The sequence below is a fragment of the Adlercreutzia sp. CNCM I-6215 genome, assembly GCF_977072315.1.
The window spans coordinates 69,929-84,519 of sequence record NZ_CDRVMA010000015.1 but is presented as its reverse complement, the minus strand read 5'-3'; the positions used below and the strand labels follow the sequence as shown (position 1 = coordinate 84,519).

At 68.0% G+C, this 14,591-nt stretch carries 11 protein-coding genes; all 11 read right to left on the bottom strand.

What is annotated here, in order from left to right; all coding sequences use genetic code 11:
* Window positions 1-321: 321 nt before the first annotated feature.
* Genes ACW4LP_RS11125 through ACW4LP_RS11075 form a run of 11 tightly spaced genes read right to left on the bottom strand, consistent with a single transcriptional unit; the run spans window position 322 to window position 14,508 of the window.
* Window positions 322-1,434, bottom strand: coding sequence for a cell division protein FtsQ/DivIB (locus tag ACW4LP_RS11125; protein ID WP_455803816.1), 1,113 nt, complete (start codon window positions 1,432-1,434; stop codon window positions 322-324).
* Window positions 1,427-2,578 carry a UDP-N-acetylmuramate dehydrogenase gene (gene murB / locus ACW4LP_RS11120; RefSeq protein WP_157012229.1) on the bottom strand — a complete coding sequence of 384 codons (1,152 nt, stop codon included), beginning with the start codon at window positions 2,576-2,578 and terminating at the stop codon, window positions 1,427-1,429. The genes ACW4LP_RS11125 and murB overlap by 8 nt, the downstream gene beginning before the upstream one ends.
* Before the next feature lie 9 nt (window positions 2,579-2,587).
* On the bottom strand, window positions 2,588-3,976 hold the full coding sequence (gene murC, locus ACW4LP_RS11115) for a UDP-N-acetylmuramate--L-alanine ligase (RefSeq protein ID WP_173112451.1): 1,389 nt from the start codon (window positions 3,974-3,976) through the stop codon (window positions 2,588-2,590).
* 46 nt (window positions 3,977-4,022) lie between these two features.
* A complete protein-coding gene (murG, locus tag ACW4LP_RS11110) occupies window positions 4,023-5,123 on the bottom strand; it encodes an undecaprenyldiphospho-muramoylpentapeptide beta-N-acetylglucosaminyltransferase (RefSeq protein WP_114539916.1) in 1,101 nt (366 codons plus the stop codon).
* Window positions 5,124-5,127: 4 nt separating this feature from the next.
* The gene (locus ACW4LP_RS11105) at window positions 5,128-6,474 is read right to left on the bottom strand and encodes an FtsW/RodA/SpoVE family cell cycle protein (protein WP_455803815.1); all 1,347 of its coding nucleotides are present in this window, start codon (window positions 6,472-6,474) and stop codon (window positions 5,128-5,130) included.
* A gap of 4 nt (window positions 6,475-6,478) precedes the next feature.
* A complete protein-coding gene (murD, locus tag ACW4LP_RS11100) occupies window positions 6,479-7,945 on the bottom strand; it encodes a UDP-N-acetylmuramoyl-L-alanine--D-glutamate ligase (RefSeq protein ID WP_114539917.1) in 1,467 nt (488 codons plus the stop codon).
* Window positions 7,946-7,965: 20 nt separating this feature from the next.
* On the bottom strand, window positions 7,966-9,012 hold the full coding sequence (mraY, locus tag ACW4LP_RS11095; protein ID WP_443613040.1) for a phospho-N-acetylmuramoyl-pentapeptide-transferase: 1,047 nt from the start codon (window positions 9,010-9,012) through the stop codon (window positions 7,966-7,968).
* On the bottom strand, window positions 9,012-10,514 hold the full coding sequence (locus ACW4LP_RS11090) for a UDP-N-acetylmuramoyl-tripeptide--D-alanyl-D-alanine ligase (RefSeq protein ID WP_114539919.1): 1,503 nt from the start codon (window positions 10,512-10,514) through the stop codon (window positions 9,012-9,014). The genes mraY and ACW4LP_RS11090 overlap by 1 nt, the downstream gene beginning before the upstream one ends.
* A 15-nt stretch (window positions 10,515-10,529) precedes the next feature.
* Window positions 10,530-12,020, bottom strand: a complete 1,491-nt coding sequence (locus ACW4LP_RS11085) for a UDP-N-acetylmuramoyl-L-alanyl-D-glutamate--2,6-diaminopimelate ligase (RefSeq protein WP_114539920.1) — start codon at window positions 12,018-12,020, stop codon at window positions 10,530-10,532.
* Between the two features lie 15 nt (window positions 12,021-12,035).
* Complete coding sequence (locus ACW4LP_RS11080) at window positions 12,036-13,943, bottom strand: peptidoglycan D,D-transpeptidase FtsI family protein (protein ID WP_232325587.1); 1,908 nt, start codon at window positions 13,941-13,943, stop codon at window positions 12,036-12,038.
* Between the two features lie 4 nt (window positions 13,944-13,947).
* Window positions 13,948-14,508: a cell division protein FtsL gene (locus ACW4LP_RS11075; RefSeq protein WP_114539921.1), complete on the bottom strand. Its 561-nt coding sequence runs from the start codon at window positions 14,506-14,508 to the stop codon at window positions 13,948-13,950.
* Window positions 14,509-14,591 lie beyond the last annotated feature (83 nt).

The following is a 14,591-nucleotide window of genomic DNA, read 5'->3' as shown; positions in this document are numbered from 1 at the left end:
CGAGAACCACAGATCCAGCGCATCCTGCTTGGCCCTCTTGTCGTACATTCGAACTCCCTTCCGGACACCTGGGTGTCCAACTTGGAGTCCGCACCCCCTAGACGCTTACAACTCGCGATTTGCTGCAAAAACGGGGGTGTTCGCCGACCGAAGACCGCGACACCTGCTCGGTAGACGCGGTTGGGAGGGGCGACCAAGGTCGCCCCCTACGGGAAAGATCGCTCACGGTTTCGCCCGAGGAAGTCAGGGAGAAGCCAACCGGTGCCTGTCGGGCGCGCAGCGTCGGCAGGGACGTTCGTCCCGTAGGGCGAGCGAAACCTCCTAGACGGCGCGCCAGGTGGGGCGGTCGGGGACGCGGACGTTGATGTAGGAGACTTTGCCGGGGTTGTCGGCCATGATCTGCAGGACGATGCGTTCCTTGTCGCGGATATCCTCGGCGGTGCCGAAGGCGATCTCGATGCCGTTGTCCAAGGTCAGGCACGTGGAGGCGGCGTCGGTGGCCGTCACCGTCTTTACCTGCTCGGCAAGTTCCGTGGAAAGGCCGTCCAAGATGGCCAGGGCGTTGTTCACGTTGCCGTCGGCGCAGTAGGTGCCCACCTCGGGCGTGAGGCCGAAAGGCACGCCGGTGATATGCAGCACCCGGTCGGCGTCCTCGTAGATCTGCGGAGAAATGGTGGCACCAAGTTCGGAATCGCGGGCGGGAATCTCCATGAGCCACATGCCGTCGGAGGCGATGGCCCACATCTGGGTGACCTTCGCGTTGTCGGCCGCCACTTCCACGATGGCGGCGATCTCGCGCTCGGTGACGTTGATCTCCAGCGTATCGGGGAAGATGCGGTTCACGGACACGTCGGCGACCCAGGCGTCGCGGTCGACGCTGTTGGCCACCGAAGACGTGTCCACGTTCAGAAGCGTCGTACCCTGAGGCACGGCGGCGAGGATGGCCATCTCGTCGTTGGTGATGTGGTCGGCGCCGTTGACCTTCACCGACGTGATGGCGAAGGCCCCGCTGAAATAGAGGGCCGCATAGGTGATGCCCAGCACGCAGACGAGCACAAGCGCCACGATAAAGGCTTTGAAGGCGCCGGAGCGCTTCGGGCGGGCGATGGCCCGGGCCGCCGGCGCGCGGCGGTCGCCACGAGACGCGGGCAAGTCCCCCAGGCGCACCGATGTCGTCACCGTGCGGGGCGCGGGGCGCGCGCCCGAGGCGCGACCGCCGGCAGAGCGGCCGGCCGCCGAAGATGCCGCCGAGCCGAAATGTGCGCGCGAGGTCGGGCGCACGGACGGGGCAGGTCGGGACGAAGCCGGGCGCATCGGGGCCGACGCGGGGCGCCGCGACGGCGAGGCGCTGCGCGAAACGCCTCCGCGCGCACTCCCCCGCGAGGTGGAGCCCCGGGGAACCGAGACGTTGCGGTTGCTCGATCTCCTAGCCACGGCGACCGTCCTCGTCGCGCCCCTCGCCTGTGGAAAGCGCGCCAACCTCGCCAGCAGTCTCGCCAGCGGCCGCGTCAGCGGAAGGCGTGCCGCGCTCGCCGGTAGAAGGCGCGGAGCCCGCCGTAGAGGCAACGCTCGCGCCCGTGCCAGCAGACGTGCCGCCAGCGGCACCGCGCGCGCACTCGTCGCCAAATGCCTCGTCGGCACCGCGCGCACTCGGGAAATCTTCGTCGAAGCCCAGCATGCGCACCTCGGGCACAAGCTCGACGCCGGTGCTCTCAAGCACGGCGGCGCGCACCTGTTCCATGAGCGCGCGCACGTCGGCGGCCGTGGCGCCACCGCGGTTCACTATGAAGTTGCCGTGCAGCTCGGACACTTTCGCACCGCCCACCTCGGCGCCCTTGCATCCCGCCCCCTCGATGAGGCGCCCGGCCGATCCCCCCTCGGGGTTCTTGAACACGCTGCCGCAGGTGGGCTCGGAAAGCGGCTGGCAGCCCTTGCGCCGGGCGAGGTTGCCCTCCATCTTGTCGCGCACCCGATAGGGATCGGCGGCCTCGGCGGCCAGCTCGCATTCCAGAATCACCTCGTCCGCCGCAAAGGAACTCGCGCGGTAGCCCCAGGAGATCTCGTCGCCGCGTCGTCGGGCCAGGCCGCGCCCGGGCCGGTAGGTGGTGACGGAGACGACGCGCTGGCCTATCCACTCGTCAGCCGTGCCGGCGTTCATGCGCAGGGCGCCGCCCACGGTACCCGGAGTACCAACGGCGAACTCGAAACCGCCGATAGCGCGCTTGAAGGCCTCCTGCACCACTGCAGAGAGCGAGGCGCCCGCGCCCACGATAAAGCGGTCATCATCGAAGCGCAGGGTGCGGAAGTCGCGGCCGAGCACAATGGCCACGCCGGCGAATCCCGCATCGGCCACGAGCACATTGGAGCCGCGGCCGAGCACGACCCAAGGCGTGCCCTCGGCCGCGCAGACGTCCACCAGCCCCGTGAGCGCCCCCACGGAATTCGCGCGCACGAAGAAGCGCGCCGGGCCTCCGATGCGGTAGGTGGTGTGGCGACTTAAGGGCTCGTGGGCGTAGACGTCGCCGTCGAAGCGGTCGTCCACAAGCAGCGATTGCACGGGCGAGGCGTGACGGGCCATGGGGCTCCCTTAGCGGCCCAGCTCGTCCACAAGCTGTGGCGCGATGGCGGTCACGTCCCCCGCGCCCATGGTGATGACGAGGTCACCGGGCTCGGCCACTTCCAGCATATGGGGCACCGTGTCGATGCGGCGCGGCACGAAGACGGCATGGGGATGCCCATGGTCGGTGACCACGTTCAAGAAGGTCTTGCCGGTAACGCCCGGCACCGGCGCCTCGCCGGCGGAGTACACGTCCATGAAGGTGACGGTGTCCGCTTCGTCGAAGGCGCTGCCGAACTCGTCGCGCATGATATCGGTGAACAGGGCGACGCGGGAATAGCGGTGCGGCTGGAACAGCACGTGCACACGGTTGAAATCCAGGGCCTTGGCCGCCTTGATGGTGGCGGCGATCTCCGTGGGGTGATGGGCGTAGTCGTCCACCACCGTGACCCCGCCGGCCTCGCCGATAAGGTCGAAGCGGCGACGAACGCCGGCGAACTCCTGCAGCTTCTCGGCCGCCAGATCGACATCGAGGCCCAGAAGCGAGATGAGCGTCAGCACCGCGGCACCATTGGAGACGTTGTGCAGGCCCGGGTTCTGCTTGATGCGGCTGGCCACCACGCGCCCGTCGGGTAGCCGCAGGGTGAAGCGGGTGCCCACGCCCTGGGCCTCCGTGGCCAGGATGCGGGCGTCGCAGTCCTCGGAAAAGCCGTAGGTGGTCACGGTGCGCCCGGTGCCGCGGGCCACTTCCACCAATTTCGGGTCATCGCCGCACACGACGATGGGACCGCCCTCTCGCACCCCGGAGAGGAACGCGGCGAACTGGGCGTAAATCTCCTCGAGTCCCTCGTAGTGGTCCAGGTGATCCGCCTCGATGTTCGTGACGATGGCCGCCGCCGGGGAGAGGTAGGTGAAGGACTTGTCGGACTCGTCGGCCTCCACCACGTAGGAGCGGCCGCGCCCGGAATGGGCGTTGGTGCCGTAGGCCCGCACGATGCCGCCGATGAGGAAGGTGGGATCGTAGCCCATGGCGTCCAGCGTGCTGGCGAGCATGGAAGAGGTCGTCGTCTTCCCATGGGTGCCCGCCACGGCCAGCGTGTCCAGATCGCGCCCGAGGCGAGCGAGCATCTGGGCGCGGTGCACGATGGGAAGGTTGCGCCGGCGCGCCTCGATGAGCTCGGGGTTGTTCTCCAGGATGGCCGTGGAGACGACCACCGTCACGTCGCCGTCGGGGATGTTCGCGCCGTCCTGGCCGATGAACACGGTGACCCCCGCATCGCGCAGCTGCTTGGTGTAGCGGCTCTCCTTGATGTCCGAGCCCGACACGGCCATGCCCTGGTCGTGGGCGACCCGGGCGATACCGCTCATGCCAACGCCGCCGACCCCGATAAAGTGAAGCTGCTCTTGTTCGCTATTCACGTCGCCTCGCCTTTCGTCCTCGTTGCAATCCCGCTATTGTAAAGCATCAGCGCGCCGTGGCGACGCCGACCACAACATCTGCCAAGGCGGCCGCCGCCTCGCCGGTCTTCTGGGCCCGGGCCGCCGCGACCATGCCCTCGCGCACCGACGCGTCGTCGATGAGCGCGAAGAGCTTGGCTTTGAACTCGTCGCTTCCCAGCTCGTCGTCGGGCATCATGAACGCGGCGCCCGATTCCACCCACGCGCGGGCGTTGGTGGTCTGATGGTCCGCCGTGGCGAAGGGATAGGGCACGAGCAGGGCCGGAATGGCCAGCGCGGAAATCTCCGCAAGCGAGGTGGCCCCGGCGCGCGACACGATGGCGTCGGCCGCGGCCAAAGTCTCCCCCATGCGATCCTGGTAGCCCAGAAGGTGCCAGCGGCGCGCCTCGTCATCCGTGAGCGCCAGCGCCTCGGTCACCGCATCCAGCTCCTTGGGGCCCGTGATGTGCACGATGTGCAGATTCGGGCGCGCGAGCAGCTCGTCTTTCAGGGCGACGACGGCCTCGTTGATGTGGCGCGCGCCCAAAGACCCGCCGAAGACGAGCAGCATGAAATCATCCTCGGCAAGGTCGAACATCGCCCGGCCCGCGGCGCGATCGGCCTCGATGACCGAACGGCGCACGGGATTGCCCGTCACGGTGACCGGCGCGGCCGCGCCCAGGCTCTCCGCCGAGCACTCGTAGGTCACGCAGACGGCGTCAGCCCGCCGGGCCAGATACTTGTTTGCCATACCCGCCACGGAATTCTGCTCGTGCAGCACCACGGGCACGCCGGTCTTCTCGGCCGCTCGGGCCACGGGAATGCACACGTACCCGCCAAAACCCACGACGACGTCGGGCTTGATGTCGGCAAACCACTTTTTCGCCTTGCCCGTGGAGGCGGCGATCTTCGCCACGCCCTTCGCGAGGGAGGCCGGATGCGATCGGTCGAACCCTGAGGCCTCGAAGGCCGTGAACGGGATGCCGGCGGCGGGCACGAGGCGCGACTCCACCCCGCCGGGGGTGCCGGCGAAGCGCACGTCCCAGCCGCGGCTTACCAGCTCGTCGGCCAGAGCGAGGGCGGGGTTGATATGCCCGGCGGTGCCTCCGCCGGAAAGAACGGCCAGCATGAGCTTACCTCCTGTAATTGGAACGGTTAGATGGGCGCGCGGAGCGGGATCGGGCCGAAGCATCGATGCGACCGGATCCGCTACGACTCGAGGCGCCCGCGGAACGCGAGCGCAAAGACTCCCGCGACCGCGTTCGGCCCGACGGCGCAGGGGGCGCCGGCTCCCGGCGCACGAGGCGCAGATCGGCCCGGCGCTGCTCGTAGACGGACGGGGCGGCCGGCGCCGCGGACACGGAGAGCACGAGCCCCACCAAGATGAACGAGGCGATCATAGACGTGCCGCCCGAGGAGATGAAGGGCAGCGGCTTTCCCGTCGTGGGAAACACGCCGATGACGCAGGCGATGTTCAGAAACGCCTGGAACACGAGCATCACCGTGGCACCGCCGGCGATCATGGCACCGATGTCGTCGGCCGCCCGCTCGGCGATGGCGAGCCCCGCATACAGCACGCAAAAGAACAGCCCGATGACGAAGAGCGCCCCCACAAGCCCCAGCTCCTCGCCGATGACGGCGAAGATGAAGTCGCTCTCCGAGGCGAACAGGTACTGGAACTTCTCATGGGAATTGCCGAGCCCCACGCCGAAGATACCGCCCTCGGCCAGCGCGTAGTAGGAGCGGATGATGTTGTAGCCGGTGCCGTAGCCGCCCTCCCCGTCGTTCCACGGATCCATGAACACGAGGCGGTCGGAACGGTAGCCGGTGCCGAAGATGGCCACGAGACCGCCGAGCACGGCCACGCCCAGACAGGCGAAGATGACCCGGCGCGATACCCCGCCCATCCACATGACGGCGAGAATGCCCACGAAGCAGATGGCCGTAGTACCCAAATCGGACTGGGTGCGGTACATGAGCGCGATGGGGGCGATGATGAAGATGAGCGCGCGCACCATGGTGGCCCGGCTCTCCACGAGCCCCGCCCGCCAATCGACGACGAGGCGCACGGCCACCAGGATGAAGGCGATCTTGCAGAACTCCGAGGGCTGCAGCCCGACAGGCCCGATATAGAGCCAGCGCTGGGCGCCGTAATGGTCGGTGCCAGCGAGCCACACGGCGAAGATGAGCGCCACGGCCACGGCCCACACGGCCCATACAATCGGCCCCACCCAGAAGCGGTAGGGCACGACTTTCCACAAGAAGAGGGCGCAGGCCGCGCCAAAAGCCACATATAGGAGCTGGTCGGTGAAGAAGTCCGTCGCCGGCTTGCCGGCATCCAGCGCCTTCACCATGGAGGCGGAATACACCATGACGAGCCCCACCAGCACAAGCGCCAGCACACACAGAAGCAGCAGAACGCGAGGCCCCTGACTGGAGGGGCCCGCGGACGTCTCGCTATGTCGGGAGGAGCGGCTCAAAGGCCTAGGCCTTCCCGGCCCGGTCGGCCACGAGGCGCTTGAACACGTCGCCCCGCTCCTCGAAGCAGCTAAACTCGTCGAAGGAGGCGCAGGCCGGCGAGAGCACGACCACGTCCCCGTCCTCGGCGATGGAAAGAGCCGCATCGAGCGCCTCCTCCATCGTGCCGGCGGAGAGCACTGGGGAGACCCCCGAGCCCGCGAAAGCCGCCAGGAACCGCTCGCGGGCCTCGCCGAAGCAGACCACGGCCCGGGCGTTCTCTTCGCAGGCCGCCACGAGCGGGGCCAAATCGGTGCCCTTGTCGCGGCCGCCGAGCAGCACGATGGGGCGCGTCGGCAGAAAGGCGGTGAGCGCCACCAGCGTGGCGTCCACGTTGGTGGCCTTCGAATCGTTGTAGCAGGCCACGCCGTCCACGAGCCCTGCCGGCTCGATGCGATGCTCCAGGGGGCGGAAGGTGAGCAGACCCTCGCCCACCGCCGTGTCCGTGGCGCCCAGTACGAGCGCGCATGCGGCGGCGGCCAGGGCGTTCTGTTGGTTGTGGCCGCCCTTGATCTGGAGATCGTCCACGAAAACGAGGTCGGAGACGCGGCCGTCCCACGCCACGACGAGCTGACCGCCGTCGCCGCGGAAGGCGGCGGCGCCAGTGCCGCAGGTGGCGCGCATGTCGGCGCCGAGACCGGAGGCGCCCCCGATAGGGATGTAACGGAAGGGAACGCCGCCTCGGGCCCGCAGCTCGCGGATCTTCGCGCGCACGGCGTCGTCGCAGGCATCGAGCACGGCCACACCGCCGCTGACGCCCAGATTGGCGAGCACCTTCCACTTGGCCGCGGCGTAGGCCTCAAGGCTGCCATGCCAGGAAAGATGATCCGGCGTGATGTTGAGCACCACGGCCACATCCGGCGCGAACAGGCGCGTCGAGGCCAGCTGGTAGCTGGAGGTCTCCGCCACGTACACGTCGGTGTTCCCGGCGGCCACCGCATCGATGCAAGTCTCGCCGATGTTGCCCACGGCGGCCGCGTTCATGCCCGCCTCCCGCAGCAAATGGCAGGTGAGCGCGGTCGTAGTGGTCTTGCCGTTGGTGCCAGTGATGGCGACCCACTTCGAGGAAGCGTCGCTCTCGCGCCAGGCGAATTCCACCTCGCTGATCACCTCGGCGGAGGCCGCAGCGGCGCTCCGATAGAACGGGGAGTTCTCGGAAATGCCGGGGCTCGCGATGCACAAATCGTAGGCGCCTTCGATGGTCTCGTGGTCGAAGAGCACCACGGCCCCGCGCTCGCGGGCGCCCTCGGCCCAGACCAGCGCCGCCTCGCCCGGCGCGCCGGCGGCCACGGCCAGCGTCTCCACGCGGCTGCCCAGCGCATCCAAGCAGTACTCCGCCGCCGCTGTGCCCGACTTTCCCAGCCCTAAGATAAGCACGCGCCCGAGGTTCTTCGGGGCGTGTTTCTTGCCGGCGATCATCTCCACGTTTTCCATGCCTTCCCTAGCCATTGCCTCTACGCCCCCAGCGTCGTCGCGAAGTACAGCACAAAGCCGCAGGCGGCCAGCATGCCCGAAACGATCCAGAAGCGCACGACCACCTTCGTCTCCGACCAGCCCTTCTTCTCGAAATGATGGTGCAGAGGCGCCATGAGGAAGATGCGCTTTTTGGTCTTTTTGTAGTAGAACACCTGGATCATGACCGAGAGCGCCTCGGCCACGAACAGGCCGCCGATGATGATGACGACGAACTCCGTCTTGGTCACCACGGCGAGGCACCCGAGCGCCATGCCGAGGGCGAGCGAGCCGGTGTCGCCCATGAAGATGTCGGCGGGATGCGAGTTGAACCAAAGGAAGCCGATGCAGGCGCCGGCGAGCGCCCCGGCGAACAGGGCCGGCTCAAGCACGCCCGCGCGGAAGGCGATGGCGGCCATGACGAGCATGACCACCATGACCGTGCCCGCGGCCAAACCGTCAAGCCCGTCGGTGAGGTTCACGGCGTTGCAGAGCCCCACGAGCAGGATAAGGCAGTAGATAAGGTAGAGCCAGGGAATGGCGATGCCGTCGCCCACGGGCACCACCGTGGTGAGCACGCCCAAATCGAGGGTGGCCACAAACGGGATCTCCACGGTGGGCTTGATACCGAGCAGGTTCACCGCCACCAGCACGAAAACGGCGGCGATGAGAAACTGGCCGATCAGCTTCGCCTTGGGCGTGAGCCCAAGCGATCGCTCGTGGGCCACCTTCGAAGCATCATCGATGAGCCCGAGGATACCGGTGGCCACCGTGGCGCCGAGCAGAAGCCACAGCTCCGCGGTAGGGGCGCCCACCGAGGCGAGCAAGGTGAAGACGATGACGGCGATGAGCATGATGACGCCGCCCATAGTGGGGGTTCCCTGCTTCACCAGATGGCTCTGGGGGCCGTCGGCGCGCACCTGCTGGCCGATGTGGCTCGTCTTCAGAAAGCGGATCCAGGCGGGCATGAGCACCATGGTGATCACCATGGCGATGGCCACGCCGAGGAAGATCGTGAACGTGGGGTAGGCGGAGAACAGAGAGAACATCAGTTGACCAATCCTTCGACGATACGGGTAAGGCCCATGAAGTGCGAGGCCTTCACGAGCACGGCGTCGCCCGGCTCGAGCAGCGCGTCCAGCTCCTCCAGCACGTCGGCGACGGTGTCGGCGCGGCTGATGCGCGCCGCGTCCATGCCGGCAGCCTCGGCGCCTGCGGCGATATGCCGCGCCAGCTCGCCGATGCAGATGAGCTTATCGAGATGGTGCGAGGCAGCGGCGGCGCCGACGCCCTCGTGGCAGGCGGGGGCGAAGCTGCCGAGCTCGCCCATGTCGCCGAGCACGGCGATGCGCCGGCCGGCCACGTCCGTGGCGGCGAAGGTCGCGAGCGAGGCGCGCATGGAATCGGGGCTCGCGTTGTAGGCGTCGTTGATGACCGTGAAGCCGCCGCGGGCGGCGATGACCTCCTGGCGGCCCGGCTCGGGCACCGACGCTCCCAGCGCGGCGGCGATGGTGGCCAAATCGAGCCCCAAGGCGAAGCCCACCGAGGCGGCGGCGCAGGCGTTGTCCACGTTGTGGGCGCCGGTGAGGGAGAGCGCGCAGGGCACGCGTTCCACGGTGGCGAACAGGGCGCCGTCGTCGTGGTCGGCGGCATCGCGGGCGCACAGGGTGAAGCGGGGGCGGCCCTCGGCGTCCAGCGACACGTCCTCGGCCCAGACCGCCTGATCGCAAGCGGCGCTCTCGCGCTCGAGCGCCCCGCGGAGGGCCGCATCGGGATGCCCGGCGAAGCCTGAGAGGGCCACAGAGCGCTCGGACAGGCGTCCGCGCTCGGCCATAAAGGCGGCGAAGTCGTCGTCCAGGTTGGCGAAGGCGCGGCCCACACCGGCGGGCAGGGCCTCGAAGAGCTCGGACTTGGCCCGGGCGATGTTCTCCCGACTGCCCAGAAGCTCGATGTGGCTCTCGCCCACGTTGGTGATAAGGCCCCACACCGGCCGCACGAAATCGCACAGCTCGGCAATTTGCCCGCGGCCGCGCATGCCCATCTCAACGACGACCACGGCCGTCTCCGGATCGGCGTTGAGCAATGTGCGGGGAACGCCCAGCTCGTTGTTCTGATTGGCCTTGGTGGCCACCACGCTGCCGTAGGCGGCGCACACGTCCCGGGTGAGGTTCTTGGTGGTGGTTTTGCCCACCGAGCCGGTCAGCCCGATGACGCGGCCCCGCAAATGGGAGCGCCAGGCCCGGGCCAGGTCGGTGATGGCCGAGGCGGTGTTGGGCACCTCGATGATGGCGGCCCCCAGCTCCCGGGCCAAAAGAGCGCAGGATTGCGAGGGGCCATCGGTGACCAGCGCGCCCGCGGCGCCGGCGCGCAGGGCGGCCTCCACGAACGCGTGGCCGTCGACGCGCTCGCCGGGCAGGGCCACGTAGAGCCAGCCCGGGCGCACTTCCCGCGAATCCCAGGTGATGCCCGTCATGAGGGCGCTGGCGTCGATGGGGTCTACAAGGAACTGGCCGCCGGTGTATGCTGCGATTTGTTTTGCGTTGAGGCGCACGCCGAGTCCTTTCGCCTAGTCCGAACACGCACCGCCGAAGGCGCGCTCCAACTCCTCAGCCGCCACAACGCGGTCGTCGAAGGAGAGCACTTCATCGCCCACGAGCTGGTAGTCCTCATGGCCCTTGCCGGCCACGAGAATGGCATCGCCCGGGCGTGCGAGCGCGATGGCGGCCGCGATGGCACTACGGCGGTCGGGCTCCACGGTGAAGCGCTCGGCGTCTTCCATACCCGCCACGATATCGGCGATGATGGCATCGGGCTCCTCGTGGCGCGGGTTGTCGCTCGTCACCACGGCGTAGTCGGCGGCCAGCGCCGCAGCTCCCATGATGGGGCGCTTGGTGGCATCGCGGTTGCCGCCGCAGCCGAAGACGACGATGGTGCGTCCGTGTGAGAGCTCCTTGATAGAGGCGATGGCCTTGGTGAGCGCGTCGGGGGTGTGGGCGTAATCCACGTACACCGACACCGGCGCGTCCACCGCAGGGCGCACGCGCTCCAGGCGGCCGGGAACCGCCGGCATGGTGGCCAGGGCCTCGGCGATGATCTGGGCGGGAATCCCTAAGGCCAACGCGCAGCCGAAGGCCGTCATGACGTTCTCCACGTTGAAGCGCCCCACGAGCGGGTACTCCACCGCGATGCGCGTCCCGCGCACCTCGAGCACCGCCTTGGTGCGGGCGGCCTCGTAGGTGACCTCCACCGGATGGATCTGGGCGGAGACGTCGAAGCCCGTGGTGATGACCTCGTCGCCGGCGGCGGTGCAGCGGCGCAGAAGCTCGCGCCCCCAGGAGCCGTCGATGGAGATGACGCGGCGGGCCGGGTAGTCCTTCGAGAACAGAAGCGCCTTGGCCTCGAAGTAGTCGTCGAAGGTGTGGTGGTAGTCCAGGTGGTCCTGGGTGAGGTTCGTGAACGCCGTCACGGCGAAGTCGGTGTCCCAGGTACGGCGCAGATCGAGCGCGTGCGAGCTCACCTCCATGGCCACCACCGTGCAGCCCGCGTCGCGCATCCGCGCGAACAGCTTCTGCAGGTCGGGCGACTCCGGCGTGGTGCGCTCGGCGTGCTCCATGGCGCCGGCGATCTTGTTGCCCACGGTGCCGATGACGCCGCAGCGGTTGCCGGCCACACTCGCGATGTGCTCCACCAGATAGGTCGTGGTGGTCTTGCCGTTGGTGCCCGTGATGCCCACGAGCGAGAAGGCGCGGGAGGGGTTGTCGTAGTAGTTCGCCGAGGCGTAGGCCATGGCCTTGCGCGAGTCGGAGACGACGACCTCGGTGACATCGGTGGCGTCGGCCAGGTACACCTTGCGCTCGGCCACCAGCGAGGTGGCCCCACGGTCGATGGCGTCCTGGGCGAAGGAGTGGCCGTCGACGACGGTGCCGACGATGCAAAAGAACATATCGTTCGGGCGAACCTCGTCGCTGCGGAACGCCAGCCCTGCCACCTCCTCGTTCCCGTTGCCGATGATGGTGCAATCCATCCCTTGGAAGAGCTCTGAGCAGGTCTTGGTCATAACGGTATCGTTCCTCTAATTCGACGGCATCGAAGTAATGTTGTACTGCTTGACAGCGTTCTCCATTATATCGTTGAAGATCTGCGTGGTCTGGCGCATGGCGTAAACCTCGTTGGCTCCTACAAAACAAACTAAATTGCTTGACGAGTTGTCAATGAAGCCGCAGAAGCCGATGTTGTAGACTTCCTTCTTGTATCCGCCCTCTTCCGAGGCGATTTCCGCTGTGGACGTCTTGCCGCAGACCTCGTAGCCCTCGATGTCGGCGGCGGCTCCCGTGCCGTCGGTGACTACCGAGCGCAGCATCGAGCGCATATCGGCGAGCACCGTTTCGTCGACGCCCGTCTCCTCGCTTTCCCATTCGGCCACGTCCCCGCTCTGGGGCTTCGAGATGAGGAAGTGCGGGGTCACGAGCGTCCCATCGTTGGCGATGGCGCTGTAGAAGCGCGCCATCTGCAGCGGCGTCACCGCGATGCCCTGGCCGAAGCTCACGTTGTAGCCCGTGATCTTGGCCCAGTTGTCGAAGTCGAGCACGTTGCCGGCCGCCTCGCCGGGATAGTCCACGCCGGTGGATTCGGTGAAGTGGAAGCGCTTGATGTTGTCGTAGAGCTTGTCGAAACCCGCCTGTTCCGTGGCCAGCGAGATGCCCACGTTCGACGAGTGATTCAGGATCTCGCGCAGCGAGTAGGTCTCGCCGTCGCGCTCGTGGGAGTCGGACACGTCGTAGTCGTCGGCGGAGATGGAGCTCGGGCAGAACATGGTGTCCTCGGGGCCCATCGTCCCCTGCTCCAGGATGGTGAGCGCCGAGACGGACTTGAAGGTGGAACCGGGCTCGTAGGCCTGGGTGATGGCCTTCACCGATTCGCTACCCACCTGCGACGAGGACATGTCGGCCGGGTTCATGTAGGGCAACGAGCACGCGGCGTAAATCTCGCCGGTGGCGGCATCCATGACGATGGACGAGCCCTCCTCGGTCTCCAGATCCTTCACGCCCTCGGCGAGCGCCTGTTCCACGGTGTCCTGCAGCTTGATGTCGAGGGAGACCATGATGTCCTGGCCGTTGACGGCCGGCGTCTCCTCCTTCACACCGCCAGGAATGGGGAATCCCTGCTCGCCGCGCTCGGCGGTGTAGGTGCCCGGCGTGCCGGAGAGGATGTCGTTGTATTGCAGCTCGAGGCCGGTGATGCCCTCGCCGTCGACGTTGCAGTAGCCGATAACCTGGCCGCCGATGGCGCCGTTGGGGTACTCGCGGCGGGTGTCGGCGATGAAGTAGACGCCGTCGAGCTTGAGTTCTTTGACCTTATCGGCCACATCGACGTCGGCTTGGCGCTTGATGTAGACGAAGGTGGTGGAAGGGGTGGACAGAAGCTCGCGGTAGTCGGCCGCATCTCCCCCGAGCACCGAGGCCAGAGACGCCGCCTCGGCCGCCGCATCGGTCACCTCCACGGGGTTCGCGTAGATGGTGGTGGCCTCCACCGAGGTGGCCAGCACGATGCCGTTGCGGTCGTAGATGGTGCCGCGGCGCGGCGTCGTCTCGAAACTGACCGTGCGGGACTCCTCGGCCATGGCCGAGTACTGATCCGATACGATGACCTGCAGAAACACCAAGCGCAGGAAGAACACGGCCGCTATGGCCGCGAAAACCAGCAGCAGCACCTTGGCGCGCCCGGAGACCGTCGGCATGGCCGCGTCGATGGCGGCGCCCACGCCGGCGCGGGCCGGGCGAGGGGCGCCCGCGCGCCCCGAGGGGCGGCTGGACCGGTTGCCGCCTGCAAAGCCGCGACCCCGCGAGGAGGCCGAGGCCCGGGCCGTGCGCGAGGAGGCGCGCCGGGGCTCGTCGAAGGAGCGTCCGCGGACGCGCCCGGTGCGCGAGGCATCGGCACGGCCGCCGCGGCCGCTTTTGTCGGGGTAGCGGTAGCGTTCCATGGGATTAGAGCCCCTTCATGCGCGCCACCGACTCCGACAGCGACAGGCTGCCGGCGCCATCGGTGGCGACGATATCGGGAGACAGCGTGATCTGCTCGCTGCACTCGGGGGCCGGGGCCGCCATGCCGAGGGCCGTGGCCTGGGCCTTGATGCGCGAGGGGTTCGCCAGCACGCTCTGGGACACCTCCAGCTCGTTGCCCTCGGCCCGGGCGGTCTCGATGCTCGTCTGCAGCGAGCGCGTCTCCAGCGCGCAGGAAGCGGCGGCCGAGGTGATGGCCACGCGGGCCATGGCGATGAGCGCTATGACGATGCAGATGACGGCGCAGGCCTTCGCCAGGGAAAGCGCCGCCGCCGAGATGCCCTCGCTCTGGGCGCGGCGACCGGCACCGGGCACCACCGAGATGGAGGGCGCCTCCTCGAAGGAGAGCTCCTCGGCCAGAGACGAGGAGACGTAGCGGGCGCCGCGGTAGCCGGAGGCAGCGCCGGCGCGTCCGGCGGAGGAGCGCCCATAAGAGACGCGGTCGGTGCGGGGGCGCGACGTGCGCGAGTATGATGCGGCGCTCATCTTGGCCCTCCTCACTCATTCTGCGGCTCAAGCGTCCATTAAGGCTTAACAAGCCCGATGACAGCGTCCTCGGGCTTGCTTTT

What these genes read in the sequence shown, in the direction of transcription:
- murB (WP_157012229.1), bottom strand. Translation starts at nt 2,578, where the DNA reads ATGGCCCGTCACGCCTCGCCCGTGCAATCGCTGCTTGTGGACGACCGC.
- murG (WP_114539916.1), bottom strand. Translation starts at nt 5,123, where the DNA reads ATGCTGGCCGTTCTTTCCGGCGGAGGCACCGCCGGGCATATCAACCCC.
- murD (WP_114539917.1), bottom strand. Translation starts at nt 7,945, where the DNA reads ATGGAAAACGTGGAGATGATCGCCGGCAAGAAACACGCCCCGAAGAAC.
- mraY (WP_443613040.1), bottom strand. Translation starts at nt 9,012, where the DNA reads ATGTTCTCTCTGTTCTCCGCCTACCCCACGTTCACGATCTTCCTCGGC.
- ACW4LP_RS11085 (WP_114539920.1), bottom strand. Translation starts at nt 12,020, where the DNA reads ATGACCAAGACCTGCTCAGAGCTCTTCCAAGGGATGGATTGCACCATC.
- ACW4LP_RS11080 (WP_232325587.1), bottom strand. Translation starts at nt 13,943, where the DNA reads ATGGAACGCTACCGCTACCCCGACAAAAGCGGCCGCGGCGGCCGTGCC.
- ACW4LP_RS11075 (WP_114539921.1), bottom strand. Translation starts at nt 14,508, where the DNA reads ATGAGCGCCGCATCATACTCGCGCACGTCGCGCCCCCGCACCGACCGC.